Below are 18057 nucleotides of genomic sequence, written 5' to 3' on the forward strand. Positions count from 1 at the left end.
GTCTTGTTTTTCGTTCATCGAGTTTAAGCGCTGGCCCAATACCAATGTGCTCATTACGTAAAGATGCTCTTGGGCTTTCCGATCGCGAAAGTGCGTCAAATCGCTGTTTTTCCCAAGACATTTTTTCATTGGTATTCGTGATTTGTTGCAATGGTCCTTTGAAAGGCAGGGATTTGCGAGCCCTATTTCGCGCCTCAGGAGGACTGAAAAATGAAAAACACTCTCAAAAGCCTGGTGATCGCTGCGGCGTTCTCAGGGGCCGCCTTTCCCGCTTCGGCATCCACGCTCGAGCAGGTCAAGTCGAACGGTTACTTCACCTGTGGTGTGAGCCAGGGCAACCCCGGGTTTTCCAACCCGGATAGCGATGGCAACTGGAGTGGTCTGGATGTGGACTACTGCCGCGCGATCGCCGCAGCCGTTCTTGGCGACCCGACCGCAGTCAAGTTCCGGCCGTTGTCATCACCGGAGCGTTTTACGGCCCTGCAATCCGGCGAAATCGACGTTCTGTCACGAACGACAACATGGACGATGTCCCGGGATACGAACCTTGGCGCCAACTTTGCCGGTGTCATGTACTATGATGGCCAGGCGATGATGGTCCGCAAGGAGCTTGGAATTACATCGGCCATGGAACTTGCCGGGGCTTCGGTTTGCACGGCGACTGGAACCACGACGGAACTCAACGTCGCCGACTTCTTCCGGGTCAACAGCATGGAGTACGAGGTCGTTGCCTTTGAAAAAAATGATGAGGTGACACAAGCCTATGATGCCGGCCGCTGTGACGTCTACACGACCGACAAATCGGGTCTGCACGCCAACCGTTTGAAGCTGACCGATCCGTCCGAGCACATGATTTTGCCAGAGGTCATTTCAAAAGAGCCACTGGGCCCGGTGGTCAGGCAGGGCGACGACCAGTGGTTCAATATTGCGAAATGGACCTTGAACGTACTGATTAACGCAGAAGAACTCGGTGTGACCCAGGCAAATGTCGCAGAAATGGCGTCGTCCGATAATCCAGCTGTAAAACGGCTGCTCGGGGTGGAAGGCAACTTCGGCGGTGCGCTCGGACTTGATCAGGGCTGGGCCGTCCGCATCATAAGCGCGGTCGGTAATTACGGAGAAATCTTCGCGCGCAACGTTGGTGTTGATACTCCGCTTGGAATTGAGCGCGGTTTGAACGCGTCCTGGCTCGACGGCGGTATTCTTTACGCCCCGCCGGTTCGGTAAAAGGTCTTGGTCCGATGCTTTTACACGAATGCATCGGACCTCACTTTGCGGCGTTTCAGGTCTTTCCGTAGGGGACGCAGCCTTAGCGAACAAAACGAATGATTACGTAATGGGCAGCCAATGAGGCGAAACTAGACATGTTCGCGTTTTGTGCAGCCATGGTAACCGTAATCCTACTTCGGCCCGAGAATTTTAACGAGATATCGTCAGCAAGTACTTGACCCGAACACGCAAATGCCATCGTATGGGGGCTGTTGGATCGGGGGGATGATTTCCGGAGGAACCAGCGCTTTGCGCTGGAATTTGCCCGCAATGTCGGGCGAAGAGGACATCAACTCATACCGGCCAGCTAAATAAAAGTTATGGGTAACAAATAAAGGCTGCATATCCATGTCTAACAAAATCCTTCCGCTCGTACTCGGCGCCGCTATGGGTGTCGCTGCGACAGCTGCTGGTGCGACGACGCTGGAAGACGTCAAGGGCAAAGGCTTCATCCAGTGTGGTGTGAGCCAGGGTCTGCCGGGCTTCTCAAACCCGGATGCACAGGGGAACTGGACCGGTCTCGACGTTGATCTCTGCCGCGCAATGGCTGCTGCAGTATTCGGCGACGCTTCTGCCGTTAAATTCACTCCGCTTTCTGCTAAAGAGCGCTTCACTGCTCTGCAGTCCGGCGAAGTTGATGTTCTGTCCCGGAACACCACCTGGACCATGTCCCGCGACACTCAGCTCGGTCTGAACTTCGCAGGCGTCAACTACTACGACGGTCAGGGCTTCATGGTCCGCAAGGATCTGGGCGTGACCTCTGCTCTGGAACTGTCTGGCGCATCTGTCTGCACCAACACCGGTACAACCACCGAGCTGAACGTTGCTGACTACTTCCGTGCGAACAACATGCCGTACGAAATCGTCGCTTTCGAAAAAGCTGACGAAGTTGTCGCTGCATACGACGCTGGCCGTTGTGACGTTTACACCACGGACGCATCCGGCCTGTACGCTCAGCGCCTGAAGCTGACCAACCCGGGCGACCACATGGTTCTGCCGGAAATCATTTCCAAAGAGCCGCTTGGTCCGGTTGTTCGTCAGGGCGACGATGAGTGGTTCAACATTGCTAAGTGGACCCTCAACGCAATGATCAACGCCGAAGAAATGGGCGTGACCTCTGCAAACGTTGACGAAATGAAGGGTTCTGACAACCCGTCCGTCAAGCGTCTGCTTGGCGCTGAAGGTGCATTCGGTGAGGCCATCGGCCTGTCCAACGACTGGGCTTACAACATCATCAAAAACGTTGGTAACTACGAAGAAAGCTTCAATGCCAACGTCGGTCCGGACACTCCGCTCGGCATCTCCCGGGGCGTGAACGCTCTGTGGTCGAACGGTGGTTTCCTGTACGCTCCGCCGGTACGCTAATCCTCTGATTTAAAGAGGTTTTTGGGGTTCCGGCGGCATGACTGCCGGAACCCTCAATAAATTCTGCGCCAAAATAACCGGAAATCATCCGGACAGTGCGCGGGGAACAAACCTGCTTTCTGCCGATAGGGGACGCTGAACAAGCGTTGAGATGGAAAGCAGACGACGCCACGTCCACGGCTTGCGGACACTTGATCTGCCACATATGCCGGGCGTGATAACTTGGGCGAGGTTCTATGTCAGTCATGGAGCAGGACTCGGCGGGGGCGCCGGCGCGTGCTTCGCTGGTGAATGATCCGAAGGTACGCGGGCTGTTTTATCAGGCACTCCTGATCGCAGCTTTGATCTTCTTCGGGTACTTCATAGTCACGAACACGGTAGCCAACCTGGAGCGGCAGAACATTGCCTCCGGTTGGGGATTCGTTGAAAATACGGCCGGTTTTGGCATCATCCAATCCTTGGTTCCGTATGCCGAAACGTCTACTTATGGCCAGGCGATTTTCGTTGGCTTTCTCAACACACTTATGGTCGCAGTCGTCGGGATCTTTTTTGCGACCATCATTGGATTTGTCGTCGGCATTGCGCGGCTGTCCAACAACTGGGTCATCAACCAGATCGCGTATTGGTACGTCGAGCTGGTTCGAAATGTTCCGCTTCTTCTTCAGATCTTCTTCTGGTACTTCGCCGTTCTGCGTGCGGTGCCTGGCAAGCGCGAAAAGTGGTCCTTGTTCGACACCTTCCATCTGAACATTGCCGGGTTGCGGATGCCCAAGCCCATTTGGGAAGACGGCTCCGGCTTTATCGGCTTTGCTTTGATCGTTGGTATTGTCGCGTCTGTTGTGGTCTCCAAATGGGCACGCAAGCGCCAGGACGAAACGGGGCAACAATTCCCGGTCTTCTGGACAGCGCTCGGATTGATCATTGGGTTGCCGGTCATAACCTATTTCGTGACCGGAATGCCGATGTATCTGGAGCATCCGAACTTCGTTGAAACCGGTCCGGTCCTGCGCCGCGGTTTTGAGCTGGGTGTCGGTTTCAACCTGATCCCCGAGTTTCTTGCTCTGACAACTGCTCTCGCGATCTATACGGCTGCGTTCATCGCGGAAATCGTCCGGGCGGGCATTCAGGCTGTCAGTCACGGCCAGACCGAAGCATCGCATGCCCTTGGCCTGCGCAACGGTCCGACCCTTCGTCTTGTGGTCATTCCGCAGGCGATGCGGGTCATCATTCCGCCGCTGACCAGCCAATACCTGAACCTGACGAAAAACTCGTCCCTTGCTGTGGCTATTGCCTTCCCGGACCTTGTTTCCGTGGGCGGTACTGTTCTCAATCAGACCGGTCAGGCGATTGAGATCATTGCGATCTGGATGGCGGTTTATCTGTCGCTCAGTCTGATCACCTCAGCCTTCATGAACTGGTACAACCAGCGCATGGCGCTCGTGGAACGGTAAGGAGAGCGACATGTCTAAATCTGAAATGTTCCAGGTTCGAACGGAAGAGGCGCCGCTCCTGCCGGCGCCGGTTTCCACCACCGGTGTTATTGGCTGGATGCGGCAAAACCTTTTCTCGTCCATCGGCAACACCATTCTGACCGTGATCGGGGTACTGCTCGCTTACTCGATGCTCGCGCCGTTTATCCAGTTCGCGTTTATCGACGCGGTCTGGACCGGCGACAATCGTGAAGCGTGTCTGCCCCAAGATGGCGGCCATAGCGGCGCTTGCTGGGCGTATGTCGAAGCATACTTCCCGCAATTCATCTATGGCCGGTATCCGGTTGAAGAGCGTTACCGGGTGGACATCGTTTATGCGCTGTTTGCTCTGCTCCTAGTGCCACTGGCGATCCCGAGCGCACCGTTCAAGAAGATCAACGCGATCCTCTTTCTGGTGGTGTTTCCGATCATTGCCTACTTCCTGCTGACAGGTTTGGTCATCGGCGACAACGTTGTTCTGCCGATTGTCGAGACTGCAGTTTGGGGTGGTCTGCTGGTGACCCTGGTCATCGCGGTGACAGGTATCGTGGCGTCTCTTCCCTTGGGTGTGGCGCTCGCGCTTGGTCGCCGGTCCAAGATGCCGATCATCAAGTTGGTCTCGATCATCTTCATCGAGTTCTGGCGCGGTGTGCCACTGATTACCGTGTTGTTCATGTCCTCGGTGATGCTGCCACTCTTCCTGCCGGAAGGGGTGACCTTCGATAAGCTCTTGCGGGTTCTGATCGGGGTGACGCTGTTCTCGGCAGCCTACATGGCGGAAGTGGTCCGCGGCGGTCTTCAGGCGATCCCAAAGGGGCAGTATGAAGGCGCCATGGCCCTTGGTCTCCGGTTCTGGCCGATGATGTACCTAATCATCCTGCCGCAGGCTCTGAAGCTTGTGATCCCGGGGATCGTCAACACCTTCATCGGCCTGTTCAAGGACACCACACTGGTTCTGATCGTCGGCATGTTCGACCTTCTTGGCCAGATTCAGTCGTCCTTCACGGATCCGACGTGGTCGACACCCAGCCAGGGCCATACCGGTTACCTTTTTGCAGCGATCATCTTCTTCGTGTTCTGCTTCGGCATGTCGCGATATTCCATCTATATGGAGAAGAAGCTGCACACCGGACACAAACGATAACGCTCTTCCGGGGCGCGCGGGATGAAATCGCTGCGCCCCGGTCCAAAGACACTCTTGGAGTAAATCAATGACCGAAAACGCTGTACGCGACGATGACTTGGCTGCCGATCGCACCAAGATGAAGGTCTCCGACACGGACGTCGCCATCGAAATCAAGAACATGAACAAGTGGTACGGGGACTTCCACGTGTTGCGCGACATCAACCTGCGTGTGATGTCCGGCGAACGGATCGTCATCTGCGGCCCGTCCGGGTCCGGCAAGTCAACGATGATCCGTTGCATCAACCGTCTGGAAGAGCACCAGGCAGGTCAGATCATCGTGGAAGGTACGGAACTGACAGACGATCTGAAAAAGATCGACGAGATCCGCCGCGAAGTTGGCATGTGCTTTCAGCATTTCAACCTGTTTCCGCATCTGACCATTCTTGAAAACTGCACCTTAGCGCCGATCTGGGTTCGCAAGATGCCGAAGAAGGAAGCTGAAGATATTGCGATGCACTATCTTGAGCGGGTCAAGATCCCAGAGCAGGCGCTGAAATACCCGGGTCAGCTCTCTGGTGGTCAGCAGCAGCGTGTGGCAATTGCCCGTTCGCTTTGCATGAACCCGAAAATCATGCTGTTCGATGAGCCGACCTCGGCGCTTGATCCGGAGATGATCAAGGAAGTGCTCGACGTGATGGTTGGTTTGGCTGAAGAAGGCATGACCATGCTTTGCGTGACCCACGAGATGGGCTTTGCCCGTAAGGTTGCCAACCGGGTGATCTTCATGGATGCGGGCCAGATCGTTGAGCAGAACGAGCCGGAAGAGTTCTTCACCAATCCGCAGCACGAGCGCACGAAGCTGTTCCTTAGCCAGATCCTGCATCACTGACGGATCCCGGCGAACCAAATACAACTTGGAAATCCCGGACCGGTGGTCCGGGATTTTTTTTATTTTGTCGCAAAATGCCAAGCTAACGTGTCGGAAGATCCTAAAAAGAGACCCCAATTCAACCGCGAATCGTCCATCTATACTTATTTAAGTGATTACAAAATAGGCACTGATCAGTTCATCTTGGTAGATCTGCATATGCGAAAACTAACGAAAATTGTTGAAACTATTGGTAGTTATTTCTAGGTAATTTGCAATTTATAATATGTTTAGCATTTCAATATGACCTAACGGCAGTATGTTGCGAGGGCTGCCATGTCTGAAACCGATTTTGATCATCGCCTGAAGTTTGCAGAAATTGATTCCAAAACCATCTCGGCACTTAAGAAAATATGGCCGGTTATTCAGCCGGCTCTGGATGACCTGCTTGCCGGCTTTTATGCGCACGTCAAATCCGAACCCCATATGGCCACAATGGTCGGTGATCAGCAGCCGCGCTTGGTCGGTGCGCAAAAGAGCCATTGGGAAAAACTCTTCTTGAGCGGCTTTGACAAAGACTATCAGGAAAGCATCAACCGGATTGGGCATATTCACTGCCGTATCGGCCTTGAGCCCCGCTGGTATATTGCAGGTTACAAGTTTGTCCTGACACGCCTGCACAAACATCTCGTGAAGAAATATCGAACATCCTTCACCGATCTCGGTGATGTTCTGGAACATGTAACGGCTGCAGTCATGTTCGACATGGATTTGGCCATTTCAACGTATGAAGAACAACTGTTGTTGGAGCGGGCTGAGCAGGCGAACCAGCTAAATCGGGCGATCGACCAGTTCCGGGAAAAAATCGAAAAGCCGCTGCAAGATGCTGATGAGGGCGCCAGGACGGTCACCAGTGAAGCGGTGGAACTTGAAAGCCTTTCCAAGGAAGCCCAAAATCAGATATCCAGCGCGGAGGCCGTGTCAAAAGATTCCAGCGACAGTGTGCAAACCGTGGCCGCAGCGACGGAAGAGTTGTCCAGTTCCATCCAGGAGATCTCGAAGCAGATTGTTGGCGCGTCCAGAATTGCCAGCGAGGCGTCGGCCGGAACTGAAAAATCCAGCGATCAGGTTGCGAGCCTTGCAGGGGCCGCGCAGAAGATTGGGGACGTTGTTGGGCTGATTCAGGCAATTGCCGAGCAGACGAATCTTTTGGCGCTCAACGCGACCATTGAGGCCGCACGGGCAGGGGATGCGGGCAAAGGCTTTGCAGTGGTTGCTGCAGAGGTCAAGGAGCTCGCCCAACAGACCGCGAAAGCGACGGAAGAGATCAGTCAACAGGTCTCCGAAATTCAGGAATCGACGGAAGGCGCGGTTGGGTCCATCCAGTCGATTGCAGAGGTGGTCCGGCAGCTGGATGAGATGACCTCGTCGATTGCCGCTGCCGTTGAAGAGCAGGGCGCTGCGACGCAAGAGATTTCACACAGTGTCCAGACGGTTGCGAACGGGGCGCAAACACTTGAGGGCAATATCGAAGGTGTTGGGCATGCAGTCGTGGCAACTGACAGAGCTGCCGGCAATTTCAAGACTGCGGCTGACCGGATGAACACAAGCGTCTATGTGATTTCTGATGAAATCAAAAACTTCTTTGAGACACTGCGGACCGGAACCTGATTGAGGCCGGTAGGGGTCGAAAAGGCTCCCGGGAACCCTTTAGACCTTAGCCACATGCGCCATGCATCATCTGGCAGGATCGGGCAAAAGCCTGTCGACCGCGCTTTTGATGAGGCTTTTTAGCTCATCTGGATCTTCACCTGCTCGAGCGCGCACCGACATGCCATGGAGTAGGACGGAAAAAAGCCTTGCCGTTTCATTGGCTTCGTCTTCATGAACGGGGGCATCGCCGGAGCCAAGAATGAGGCGGACGAAGCCGCGGTCCATCCGGCCCATGACCTTGTTCAAGGCATTCAGAAACTCTGTATCCTGGGCTGCTTCTGCTGGCAGAGTGGAAATGGCAAGGCAGCCGAAACGGGATGCAGATACACCCGTTTGACCGGTATAAAGATCGATGGCAGCTGACAGGATCGCCTCGAAGCGGTCCTTTAGAGATCCGTCGAAATCACCAGCCGCCGCAAGATGTGCCTGCATCATGTCGGCAAAGCGGTTTATCACCTTCAGATACATGTCTTTTTTGCTGCCAAAGGCAGAATAAAGGCTCGGTCGGTTGAGGTTGGTTGCCTCAGCTATCTGGTCGAGGCTCGTGGCTGAATAGCCCTGCTCCCAAAAGACCTGCATGATCTTGTCGAGAATTGCCGTCTCATCGAAAGATCGAGGACGGCCGCGTTTTCGTTCCTTCGTCATTCTGTAACGCTTCGCACAAAAAACTCGACCTGTCTATTTTTATGCGATACGGTACAAATAAACAGAGGAGCTGATATGACCACCATTTGTCAAACAAAACACAAGGCGCCAATTATGGGATCTCTGGCCTGGGGTGAGAGAAAAGGTGCGTTCAGCGAGGGACGGTTAACGCGGGCCGAGAAGGTCACAGTCATTGGAAACATGGTTCGGATGAGCCTGCTGCAGGCATTGGATCAGGCGTCAGACAAACTGGGTCTGATGAACGCTTATGGGGCCGATCTTGAAGGCTTGTTGCCGCTCCAAACCCGGCTGGTATCCGATAGTGAGGCACTCGCTTCAGAAAAACTCGGAACAGACGTTCTGGAACACAGCTGGCGTACCTACTATTGGGCGATGTGCCTTGCGGGCTACAAGAAGCTGGACGTTGACCGGGAGGTTCTGTTTTCGGCGGCGATGCTCCACGACCTTGGATTGGCCAAAGACCGTCCGGTTCATCCGGGCGCCTGTTGTTTCACCGTTCACGGCGCAAAGCGCAGCAAGGATCTTCTTGTCTCCCAAGGGCACGATCCTGCAAAAGCGCGGAAGATTGGAGAAGCGATCGGGCTGCACTTGAACGGGTATGTCTCGCGCCGCCTTCATGGCGCAGAGGCACATCTGCTTTCGAGGGGTGCTATGTGTGACGTCTTCGGTATGGGCCGGGCGCGTATCGCCGGATCGACACGCCGTGAGGTCCAGAAACGTCATCCGAAGGGCGATCTCATGAACGGTCTGGAGATCTGGCCCGGACACCATCTTCAGGGAACGCGCGGTGACTTTCTGATCCGGGTTGGCGGAAAGCACCACACCGCAAAAATTCCCAAAGACAAGTTGCTCGCAGCGCCCCGCACCTAAGATCGTTTCGGTCATGCGGGGGCGCGAATTGGCCCCAGCGCATTCAGTCCATATCCTAGTTCGGACCAGTTACAACGTCCGTGTCGTCGCGTGCGCCCCATTCAGACCAGGACCCGTCATAAAGGCTTACGTCCCGGGTTCCAAGAACTGTGAGTGCGAGTGTCAGGATCGCTGCGGTGACGCCGGACCCACAGGTCGTTGTGGCCGGCCGGGACAGGTCAACGCCGGCGTTTTTGAAGGCCTGCTCCAGGCCGTCCCGTTGTTTGAACGTGCCGTCTTCAGAAATCAGGTTCGTGAATGGCAGGTTCAGCGCATTCGGCATATGCCCGCTGCGCAAACCCTGACGCGGTTCTGGGGCGTCTCCGGCAAATCTGGCAGCAGACCGGGCATCGAGAATTTGCCCGTTTCCGGATGCGCTCAAGGCTTTGATGGCAGACAGATTGGCAACAGCGCTGTGGTCGAGCCGTGCCGAGAAGTGGCGTTCCGGCCGCCGGACAGGATCATCGTTGACTGGCAGGTTTTCGCCCTGCCATTTCGGCATGCCGCCGTCCAGAACATAGACGTTTTCAACACCAAACGTCCGGAAGGTCCACCAGACACGGGCGGCGGAATAGAAGCCAAAGTCATCATAAACGACGATGGTCTGGCCATCCCCGATCCCGAGCTTGCGCATGGCGGAGGAAAAGACGTGCGGGGCCGGCAGCATATGCGGCAGGTCGCTGTTCTTGTCGCAAATTTCATTGACGTCAAAAAACACAGCACCCGGGATATGGCTGTCCGGATAGACCGGTTTGGCGTCCGGCGTCGTTACCGGCGGCATCCAGGCATTGACGACGACCACATCCGGTGCATCCAGATGATCGGCCAGCCAGTCTGTCGAGACAAGCGGATGATAGGTCATGAGGTGTCCTTGTTTTCGTAAAGGCCGTGGCGCTTATGCCAGTCTTCAATGGAAAGCTCCGGATATTCCTGGAAATGGGCCTGATCGGGTCCTTCTGCAACCTCAACCCAGTCTGGTTTGCTCTCCAGGAGGATATGTACGGTTTCAGGTGGTTTCGGCAGCGGCGTATCGATGGCAGCTGCCAGCGGATGAACAAGGCCGGGCCACCGCGGGTCCCAAAGCCAGAGATGGCTGCCGCACCGTCCGCAGAACGAGCGCTCAGCGGGGCTCAAACCTGCCTCGAACTCCGCCTGATAGACTTTTCTCACCTTATGCGGGTCGTGGATCTGAAGGCTCTCGGCTTCACCCATCAGATTGATCGCATAACCGCCGGCACCGGTTGTCTTCCGGCAGACCGAGCAATAGCAGCGCATGTAAGGGTAGGGCGTCTTGCTCTCCACATCGAAGTGAATGGCGCCGCAATGGCAACTGCCGGATAGTTTCATGGCACATCCTCCCAAACAGTCTCAATCGGCGAGGCGAATTCGAACCCGTCTGTTCTGTTTGCCTTTTTTCTCGCTTTTGCCGAGTTCCAGAGGGCCGATTTCAGATGTTTTGGAAACGTGGGTGCCCCCGCATGGTTGAAGATCAATATCCCCACCGATCCGGACCAGCCGCACCCGGCCGGCACCGCGGGGCGGCTGAACGGACATCGTTTTCACAAGCCCGGGGTTGGCGTCCAGTTCTTCATCGGTGATCCACTCGAACGCAACATCATGATCGCCGCCTGCAAGTTCATTCAGTGTCTCGGCGACTTTTTCCTTGTCGAGCGCCGTGTCGCCCATATCGAAATCGAGCCGGCCTTCGCCGTCGCCGATTTGACCACCAGTCACTGGAAAGGGCAGCGCGACCGACAATAGATGAAGCGCCGTATGCATTCGCATCAACCGGTAGCGGCGCGCCCAATCAATATGTGCCGTCAGTTTTGTGCCTGGCTCCGGCAGTGTCTGTTCCTCTGCCGGCACGTGGACGATCGTTTTCTTGTCGGCGTCATAAACGGTCGTTGCAATGTCGATGCGGGCACCGTCTTCAAGCTCAAGATACCCGGTATCTCCGGGCTGTCCGCCGCCGGTTGCATAGAATACAGTTCGATCCAGGACGATGCCGCCACGCTCGTTCACCGCCACAACATCCGCTTCGCAGCTGCGCAAATAGGCATCATCGCGGAAGAGGGGCGTGGTCATCTAAGCAACTCCTTGGAAGAAAACTGATTTTGCCCAAGAGTGCACAGCCGGAGAAATGGGTCAATCCGGTTTTGAGATGAAAAGTCGCGCGAAACCGTTCAGGCGTTTGCCTTTGCGACCAGCAGCTTCAGTGCGAAGGTTCCCATGATCCCGGCGAACAGCCAGTCGAAAGCGCGCATGAACGCTGGCGACGACTTGAGGAAGCGTGAAAACGCGCCCGCGCCCAAAACCATCAGGACACAAATCGGCATCCCGAGCAGAACGAAATAGCCTCCGAAAAACAGAAGTTTTGCAGTTGCATGCGGGTCGCTTGCCGACACGAATTGCGGAAGGAAGGTCACGAAAAACAGGACGATTTTCGGATTGAGAATGTTCACCCCAAGCCCCTGCAGCCAAACCCTGCGGAACGGTTGGGTTTTGCTTTCTGCGGCCTCAAGGGTGAGGGAAGTGCCTTTTCTGAGAGCCTGTATAGCAAGCCAAATCAGATACGCCGCGCCGACAAACTTCAACACTGTAAATGCTGTCGCAGAGGCTGCAAGAAGCGCAGAAATGCCAATAGCTGCGAGGATCGTGTGGATGATCAACCCGGTCGTAGCCCCAAGGACCGCCGCGATCCCGGCTCTGCGTCCCTGGGTGAGCGTTTTGCTCATGAACAGGGTCATGTCCGGGCCTGGTGTGATCGTCAGGACCAGAGCAGCGGCCGTGAAGGCGGCGAGTACCGAGAAAGTGGGCAGAAAATCAGGCATTTAGCGATTAACACCAATAAGCTGTCGTGTAGCACCTGCCTTTGTAAGGCAACTCTTGTCAAAGAAAAACCGCAAGACGAAACAATCAATGGTTTTGAGAGAAGAAACTATATTTAACCATATTCGAAATTAAGCGATTATGTTAAGTCTTACGCTGACGGTTGGTCCTATGATCCAGAATGGGAAAAAAGGTTGATAACTGACTTTGAGGGAACCCGAGCCTCTTGATGACGTTACAATGCCAAGTAGCGCAAAGTGTTCCCATACTGCCTTTTTCAGTGAAGGAGGTACTGTGGTCCGGGTAGAAGTTCGTTTCCTTGAATGGGCCAGTGTCGCGCTTGTTTATTTCGTCCTGGCCCGTTTCAGCCAGACGCTGGGTATTCCGCCAGGCAATGTAACGCCCGTATGGATCCCGTCAGGTGTATGTTTTGCGTGGGCTTTAATACGGGGTCCCGGTATTTGGCCCGGCGTTCTGGCAGGCGCCATGATCGGAAACGGGTGGGCGTATTTCGATCCGACTTCACTGGAAACAGCTGCAAGGGCCATTGGCAGCGGTTTTTCCAATGGTGTCGGCGATGCTTTGGCGACCGCTGGTGCCGCTGCGATTATCACACGGCAGATTTCACCAAAACACCTCTTTGCATCGTTGCACGGCGTCACCGCGTTCCTGTTTTATGCTGTGTTGCTCGGCAGCCTTGCAAGTGCAGTGTTCGGCGTGACCGGCCTTTGGATCTTCGGTTTCGTTGAAACACCATCCTATGCCACACTGTTTGTCACCTGGTTCACCGGAGACGCAATCGGTGTATTGGTTCTGGCCCCGCTTCTAATTCTTCTGGCTCAAGGCAGAACTCTGTTCCGCATTCGGGAGCATCGCTCTGAGGCCTTCGTGTTGCTTTCGGCCCTGATCGCAGTTGGACTGACTATCCTGATCGCACCGCAAGATACAATCGTCTACCGATTACTGCTGTTCATGGTTCCTCCGATCATGATGCTGATGTCTGTCAGGGTCGGGGTGCCGCTCATTTGCCTGGCGCTCCCGGTGCTTTCAATCGGCGCAATTGGCGCAACGGTTGCCGGGTTCGGACCTTTCGTCTCCGATGTCCGTAACGATGCGTTGATAGACATTCAGTTGCTGATCGGAACCGTTGGCATCTCTACTTTGTATCTGTCTGCGGGCACCGCACATCTCCAATTGGCTCTCAAGGATGCGCGCGATGTCCGGCAATCCCTGGAAGACGAGGTCCGTCTTCGCACGGCCGAACTGGAAGCGGAGAAGGACCGGGCACAAAAACTGGCGGCAACTGATGAACTGACCGGAATCGCAAACCGGCGGGTCTTCTTTGAGCTTGCAGAGCGGGAACGCAGCCATTCGGCGCGCTCACACACGCCATTGTCCGTGGTGATGTTGGATCTGGACAAATTTAAACGGGTTAATGACACGTTTGGCCATGACGTGGGTGACGCCGTTTTGATCGACATGACACATACGGTGTCGGAGTGTTTGCGGAGCTATGACCTGTTCGCTCGTGTCGGCGGAGAAGAGTTCGCGATTTTATTGTTGGATACCAACATTGATCAGGCGGCTAAGTTGAGTGAGCGCATTCGGTGCGCTCTTGAAAGCCGCATGGTGGGGCATCACAACGTTTCTTATACCGGAAGCTTTGGAGTGGCTGCCCTGAATCCTGAAAAGGATACTGTGGCCTCTGCGCTCAAGCGCGCCGATGCAGCGCTCTATAAGGCCAAGAGAATTGGAAGGAACCGGGTTGAAATCGCCATGCATCGGGCCGATGACCTGGCCTTGACGACAGGTGAAGACCGGTTGAGTTACGTGAAAGAACTGGCAAGGGATCCAGATGCCGACTGGGATACAGTGTGCGACATCGCCCTTAAACTTGGCATCATGACTGCCATCACCCGAAAAGGGAGGGGCGGAGAGGTCGTTTTCGAGCGTGTTGGTGGAGACGTTGAAGGGCTGACGGCGTACAGCCCTGATGAGCTCCTCGGACAGAAACCTGAAGTCCTGCAGTGCGTTCAAACCAACATCTGCGAGGCCAAGCGCCTTATGCCGCAGGTCCTTAAAACCGGCGAGGGTGAAATACGCATTGTAAACCAGCGCAAGACCGGCGAGCCCTATGGATGTCATATCAAGGCGGTCGGCACACAGTTTGCCGAGGCCGCCGATGACATGTTTTTTGCCGCACTTGGCGAGTGTCCAATCGAGACCTGTGTTTGATCAGGCGCTTGGGCATTTTGGTGACCGCGGTTTTCTTGGCACGATCGTCTGCCTATCGCGTTTGGCCGCCCACGCGAATTGTCGCTCTCAGAATATTGCAAGGGTCGCCATAAAGCTTTTCCAGAAATGCGATTGGTGAGGGGCGGGCGACGGACAATGTGGCCTCCATGATCCCGCTGTCGATCGCAAGGGTCGCATCATGCAGTTTCGCAAGGTTCCTCATGCGAGTATTTTCAAGAAGGCACAGCATATGGATGGTCTTGATCTGTCTGGTTTGGGCCGCGCCGATCATCCGATTGAACAGGGCCTTACCGATGCCTTTTTCTTGCCAGTCCCGTTCAACGACAAGCGCAAGTTCGGCTGCGCGCGGCCAACTGTTTTGCAATTCGCGCAGTTCCGCCATTCCACGCAACTCGTGATCAGGAAAAGCGCCATACCCTATTGCGCCGGCTGAAAGAATGGATTCGGCATATTGATCGACAAAACCGTCACTGACCTTTCCGGCAAACCTCAGCCGCCGGGTATCGCTGTCAAGTCTTTGAAAATGTTCGGTGAGCCTGTCGAGGTCAGACTGCCAAAGTCGTCTGATGCCGGGATGAGAAACAGCTAAGTTGTCGTTCATGTAAGGACCCTCTGTGTCTGCCGGTTTTCCGGCGATGAAAGTGTCCTCCCTGGAATCAGAGATTAGTGCTGCAATGCGGCATAAACAGGGTCATGTGGTTTTGGTGCTGTGCGCTTGCCTTTAAAGGATCGGTGACAGCAGCCGGGCGCCTTGGGCGAAAACCTGGAAAATGTAACTGCGCGACTGGAACGCATCCGGCCAGGTGAGGCGGGAATGCGCGAAATCGTCTTCCAGCATCTTCTCCACCTTTGAAATCAGCCGTTCATGGGTGAACCAGAGCGTGAGTTCAAAGTTGATCTGGAAGGACCTGTTGTCGAAATTCACGGTGCCGATGGACACCAGATCATCGTCAAGCAAGGTCACCTTCTGATGGAGGAAGCCGTCCGTGTACCGATAGATCTTAACGCCTCTTTGGACGAGCGTATCCTCATAGGCATGGCTGGCGAGCCAGACTGTCCAGTGGTCGCGTTTTTCCGGTAGGAGAATGCGGACATCGACCCCGCGCATAGCAGCTGCGGCAAGTGCCGTTTGCACGTCCAAAGACGGCACCAGATAAGGTGTTGTGATCCAAAGCCGGTGTTTTGCCTGCGCTGCGGCTTCAACAAAAGCAATTGCGCATTCTTCCAACTTGTCAGCTGGACCTGTTGGCATCACCAGCACGGACTCATCGCCCGGCATGGGAATTTCGCTCACCTGCGGCAGATCGATGTGATTGCCGCTCGCCCAGAGCCAGTCTTCCACAAATGACAAGGCGCAGGCAACGGCAGCCGGCCCTTCTATCCTCACATGGGTGTCGCGCCAATGGCCAAACCGTTTGCTCCGCCCGACATATTGATCCGCAACGTTATGGCCGCCGACAAATGCTTCGCGATAATCGATCACCACCAGTTTTCTGTGGTTTCGATAGTTGAGCCGCATTGGCCCCAAAACCCGCAGGAATTTGTGATTTTCGTTGAAGCCGCAAACCTTGATACCCGAGTCCGTCAGGCGTTCGATGTATTTATTGGAGAGCGAGTGGCTCCCGACATCATCATAGAGGAAGTAAATCTCCACTCCGTCCTTGGCCCGCGCGATCAGCGCATCGGCCATTTCCCGGCCAAGGGCATCATCGTGTATTGCAAAGAACTGAAAGAAGATAACGCTTTCGGCTCGGGCGATCCCGTCCTTGATCGCTGTGAAGGTTGCGTCGCCGTCGATCAGGAGTTCGGAAGTGTTGCCTGCAAGAAACGGCACGCCGGCAACACGGGAAAGCACGGGCCAATCCCGCGTTTCGTCGTGGTCTGTGAGACCAAGTTCATCGGCCCGGCGCGCTCGTTCGCTGCGGCCAAGTGTAATTTGAATTTTCGCGTAGTCGGAAAAGGACCGCCAGCCGAACACAAAATACAGCGGGACAGTGACATATGGGATGAAAAACAGAGACAGGAGCCAGGCAACCGAACCTTGTGAGGTGCGCGAGTACATAATCTCGCGAACCGCACAAATAATCGCTGTGATGTAAACAACCGCAAGCGCACCTGCGACCAGACCCAGGTTGTTTGCCACCATATCAACGACGGTTATGTCCGTGGCAGCATCCTGGATCACGCGCCTTGTATCGGCAATGCCGGTTTGAAGTGCAGGATCATGGGTCGACATGACTGGACCGGCTCGGTCTCCTCCTCATTGGAAGTTATGCGAAGGGCGGTTTCAGGTCGACTGTCCGCTCAAGCCAACCGGGCACCGGCAAGTTCTTGGCCCGCAGGAATTCTGGATTATAGAGTTTCGATTGGCTGCGGGTGCCATGGTCACAGAGGATGGTCACGATCGTGTGGCCCGGACCCATTTCCTTTGCCAAGCGCCTTGCGCCAGCAAGGTTGATCGCAGACGAGCCGCCGAGCAGCAGTCCCTCGTTTTCGGCAAGATCAAAGACAAGCGGCAGCGCTTCTTCATCAGGGATTGAATATGGATGATCGACCTTGATATCGCCGACAATCACCGTTGAGCGGCCAAGTCCAATGCCTTCTGCAATCGAACCGCCGTCGGTGGCCTTTGCTTCGCCATCTTTAAAGAGGTGATACATGCCTGCGCCCAGCGGGTCGGCGCATCCGATCGTAATGCCCGGCTTTTGCTCGCGCAGATACGTGGAGACGCCGGCAAGCGTACCGCCGGAGCCGACGGCACAAATAAATCCGTCAATCTTTCCGTCTGTCTGAGCAAGGATTTCCGGACCCGTTGTCAGATAGTGGGCTTTGCGATTGTCCAGATTGTTCCATTGGTCGGCGAAGAGAACACCATTTGGTTCGGTCTTGGCCATTTCGTCAGCAAGGCGGCGCGCCACATGCTGGTAATTGTTCGGATCTTTGAAGGGTTTTGCCGGAACTTCGAGAAGCTCTGCGCCGCACATGCGCAGCATATCCTTCTTTTCCTGGGTCTGGGTTTCCGGGATAACGATAACGGTCCGATATCCGCGTGCACTTGCAACCAGCGCAAGGCCGATGCCGGTGTTCCCTGCTGTCCCTTCAACGATGACACCGCCGGGCTTCAGATCGCCGCGCGCTTCGGCTTCCAGGATCATCTGACGAGCCGGGCGGTCCTTGACGGATTGTCCCGGGTTCATGAACTCGGCCTTGCCGAAAATCTCACAACCGGTCTCTTCGGACAGGCCCTTAAGGCGGATAAGCGGCGTATTGCCGATGGCATCGACGACAGATGCGGACACAGACATTCAATTGATCCCGACAGAGTGGACAGCGGAGCGCTGTTCCATAGATTTCATCACGCGTTCAGCGCCGACGCTAATGGCACCGATAGGTCTTATCAAGCAAGCAATGTAAGTCTTTAACTGCGGATTGCTACATATTAAAATCGATATTTTTGGCGCTGTAAGCGTTTTCATTAAAAGTACTGGCTGAGTTGTTCTTCAGATCCCCTAGATCTCGAGGAAAATTCGGCTTATTTAGTTTTGCAAATGATCCAGATGCTGAATCAGGCCGTAGGCGAACTGTAC

At 55.1% G+C, this 18057-nt stretch carries 16 protein-coding genes; 8 read left to right on the forward strand and 8 right to left on the reverse strand.

All coding sequences use genetic code 11. From position 1 onward, the window contains the following. Positions 1 to 210 precede the first annotated feature (210 nt). From ACQY4Z_RS23280 to ACQY4Z_RS23305, 6 genes are all read left to right on the forward strand, one after another. A complete protein-coding gene (locus ACQY4Z_RS23280) occupies positions 211 to 1227 on the forward strand; it encodes an amino acid ABC transporter substrate-binding protein (protein WP_428525261.1) in 1017 nt (338 codons plus the stop codon). Positions 1228 to 1617: 390 nt separating this feature from the next. Continuing rightward, the gene (locus tag ACQY4Z_RS23285) at positions 1618 to 2634 is read left to right on the forward strand and encodes an amino acid ABC transporter substrate-binding protein (RefSeq protein ID WP_209002198.1); all 1017 of its coding nucleotides are present in this window, start codon (positions 1618 to 1620) and stop codon (positions 2632 to 2634) included. Between the two features lie 245 nt (positions 2635 to 2879). After that, positions 2880 to 4085, forward strand: coding sequence for an amino acid ABC transporter permease (locus ACQY4Z_RS23290; RefSeq protein WP_428529655.1), 1206 nt, complete (start codon positions 2880 to 2882; stop codon positions 4083 to 4085). A gap of 10 nt (positions 4086 to 4095) precedes the next feature. Then, a complete protein-coding gene (locus tag ACQY4Z_RS23295; protein WP_428525263.1) occupies positions 4096 to 5247 on the forward strand; it encodes an amino acid ABC transporter permease in 1152 nt (383 codons plus the stop codon). 67 nt (positions 5248 to 5314) lie between these two features. After that, entirely contained in the window at positions 5315 to 6118 is an 804-nt protein-coding gene (locus ACQY4Z_RS23300; protein WP_133947151.1) for an amino acid ABC transporter ATP-binding protein, read from the forward strand. Positions 6119 to 6433: 315 nt separating this feature from the next. Further along, a complete protein-coding gene (locus ACQY4Z_RS23305; RefSeq protein WP_428525266.1) occupies positions 6434 to 7768 on the forward strand; it encodes a protoglobin domain-containing protein in 1335 nt (444 codons plus the stop codon). A gap of 66 nt (positions 7769 to 7834) precedes the next feature. Here the strand turns inward: ACQY4Z_RS23305 and ACQY4Z_RS23310 are convergent, their stop codons facing one another. Next, on the reverse strand, positions 7835 to 8455 hold the full coding sequence (locus tag ACQY4Z_RS23310) for a TetR/AcrR family transcriptional regulator (protein ID WP_428525268.1): 621 nt from the start codon (positions 8453 to 8455) through the stop codon (positions 7835 to 7837). A 75-nt stretch (positions 8456 to 8530) separates the two neighbouring features. Between ACQY4Z_RS23310 and ACQY4Z_RS23315 the strand changes: the two genes are divergently transcribed. Further along, positions 8531 to 9346 carry an HD domain-containing protein gene (locus tag ACQY4Z_RS23315; protein WP_409687948.1) on the forward strand — a complete coding sequence of 272 codons (816 nt, stop codon included), beginning with the start codon at positions 8531 to 8533 and terminating at the stop codon, positions 9344 to 9346. Between the two features lie 55 nt (positions 9347 to 9401). Here the strand turns inward: ACQY4Z_RS23315 and sseA are convergent, their stop codons facing one another. The 4 genes from sseA to ACQY4Z_RS23335 form a co-directional block, all read right to left on the reverse strand. Next, a complete protein-coding gene (gene sseA, locus ACQY4Z_RS23320; protein WP_428525270.1) occupies positions 9402 to 10247 on the reverse strand; it encodes a 3-mercaptopyruvate sulfurtransferase in 846 nt (281 codons plus the stop codon). Next, positions 10244 to 10732 (reverse strand): GFA family protein, encoded by a 489-nt coding sequence (locus ACQY4Z_RS23325; protein ID WP_409687942.1) that lies wholly within the window; start codon positions 10730 to 10732, stop codon positions 10244 to 10246. Before ACQY4Z_RS23325 ends, sseA begins: the two co-directional genes overlap by 4 nt. A gap of 21 nt (positions 10733 to 10753) precedes the next feature. Then, a complete protein-coding gene (locus ACQY4Z_RS23330) occupies positions 10754 to 11470 on the reverse strand; it encodes an alanyl-tRNA editing protein (protein ID WP_428525272.1) in 717 nt (238 codons plus the stop codon). 98 nt (positions 11471 to 11568) lie between these two features. Further along, positions 11569 to 12216, reverse strand: coding sequence for a LysE family translocator (locus tag ACQY4Z_RS23335; protein ID WP_428525274.1), 648 nt, complete (start codon positions 12214 to 12216; stop codon positions 11569 to 11571). Between the two features lie 238 nt (positions 12217 to 12454). On the opposite strand from ACQY4Z_RS23335, the gene ACQY4Z_RS23340 reads away from it, so the two are divergent. Further along, the gene (locus tag ACQY4Z_RS23340) at positions 12455 to 14449 is read left to right on the forward strand and encodes a diguanylate cyclase (RefSeq protein WP_428525276.1); all 1995 of its coding nucleotides are present in this window, start codon (positions 12455 to 12457) and stop codon (positions 14447 to 14449) included. A 52-nt stretch (positions 14450 to 14501) separates the two neighbouring features. Here ACQY4Z_RS23340 and ACQY4Z_RS23345 read toward each other — a convergent pair whose 3' ends face one another. From ACQY4Z_RS23345 to ACQY4Z_RS23355, 3 genes are all read right to left on the reverse strand, one after another. Further along, positions 14502 to 15071 (reverse strand): N-acetyltransferase family protein, encoded by a 570-nt coding sequence (locus tag ACQY4Z_RS23345; protein WP_428525278.1) that lies wholly within the window; start codon positions 15069 to 15071, stop codon positions 14502 to 14504. A gap of 120 nt (positions 15072 to 15191) precedes the next feature. After that, positions 15192 to 16706, reverse strand: a complete 1515-nt coding sequence (gene cls / locus ACQY4Z_RS23350) for a cardiolipin synthase (protein WP_428525280.1) — start codon at positions 16704 to 16706, stop codon at positions 15192 to 15194. Positions 16707 to 16740: 34 nt separating this feature from the next. After that, complete coding sequence (locus ACQY4Z_RS23355; protein WP_428525282.1) at positions 16741 to 17775, reverse strand: cysteine synthase A; 1035 nt, start codon at positions 17773 to 17775, stop codon at positions 16741 to 16743. Between the last annotated feature and the right edge of the window lie 282 nt (positions 17776 to 18057).

Origin of the sequence: Roseibium sp., from assembly GCF_965276855.1 — a bacterium.
In the GTDB taxonomy this organism is placed as follows: domain Bacteria; phylum Pseudomonadota; class Alphaproteobacteria; order Rhizobiales; family Stappiaceae; genus Roseibium.

Excerpts from the sequence above, each read along its gene's own strand:
- ACQY4Z_RS23325 (WP_409687942.1), bottom strand. The coding sequence starts at position 10,732 with ATGAAACTATCCGGCAGTTGCCATTGCGGCGCCATTCACTTCGATGTG.
- sseA (WP_428525270.1), bottom strand. The coding sequence starts at position 10,247 with ATGACCTATCATCCGCTTGTCTCGACAGACTGGCTGGCCGATCATCTG.
- ACQY4Z_RS23305 (WP_428525266.1), top strand. The coding sequence starts at position 6,434 with ATGTCTGAAACCGATTTTGATCATCGCCTGAAGTTTGCAGAAATTGAT.
- ACQY4Z_RS23345 (WP_428525278.1), bottom strand. The coding sequence starts at position 15,071 with ATGAACGACAACTTAGCTGTTTCTCATCCCGGCATCAGACGACTTTGG.
- ACQY4Z_RS23355 (WP_428525282.1), bottom strand. The coding sequence starts at position 17,775 with ATGTCTGTGTCCGCATCTGTCGTCGATGCCATCGGCAATACGCCGCTT.
- ACQY4Z_RS23280 (WP_428525261.1), top strand. The coding sequence starts at position 211 with ATGAAAAACACTCTCAAAAGCCTGGTGATCGCTGCGGCGTTCTCAGGG.
- ACQY4Z_RS23340 (WP_428525276.1), top strand. The coding sequence starts at position 12,455 with ATGCCAAGTAGCGCAAAGTGTTCCCATACTGCCTTTTTCAGTGAAGGA.
- ACQY4Z_RS23310 (WP_428525268.1), bottom strand. The coding sequence starts at position 8,455 with ATGACGAAGGAACGAAAACGCGGCCGTCCTCGATCTTTCGATGAGACG.
- ACQY4Z_RS23330 (WP_428525272.1), bottom strand. The coding sequence starts at position 11,470 with ATGACCACGCCCCTCTTCCGCGATGATGCCTATTTGCGCAGCTGCGAA.
- ACQY4Z_RS23285 (WP_209002198.1), top strand. The coding sequence starts at position 1,618 with ATGTCTAACAAAATCCTTCCGCTCGTACTCGGCGCCGCTATGGGTGTC.
- cls (WP_428525280.1), bottom strand. The coding sequence starts at position 16,706 with ATGTCGACCCATGATCCTGCACTTCAAACCGGCATTGCCGATACAAGG.
- ACQY4Z_RS23300 (WP_133947151.1), top strand. The coding sequence starts at position 5,315 with ATGACCGAAAACGCTGTACGCGACGATGACTTGGCTGCCGATCGCACC.
- ACQY4Z_RS23290 (WP_428529655.1), top strand. The coding sequence starts at position 2,880 with ATGGAGCAGGACTCGGCGGGGGCGCCGGCGCGTGCTTCGCTGGTGAAT.
- ACQY4Z_RS23295 (WP_428525263.1), top strand. The coding sequence starts at position 4,096 with ATGTCTAAATCTGAAATGTTCCAGGTTCGAACGGAAGAGGCGCCGCTC.
- ACQY4Z_RS23315 (WP_409687948.1), top strand. The coding sequence starts at position 8,531 with ATGACCACCATTTGTCAAACAAAACACAAGGCGCCAATTATGGGATCT.
- ACQY4Z_RS23335 (WP_428525274.1), bottom strand. The coding sequence starts at position 12,216 with ATGCCTGATTTTCTGCCCACTTTCTCGGTACTCGCCGCCTTCACGGCC.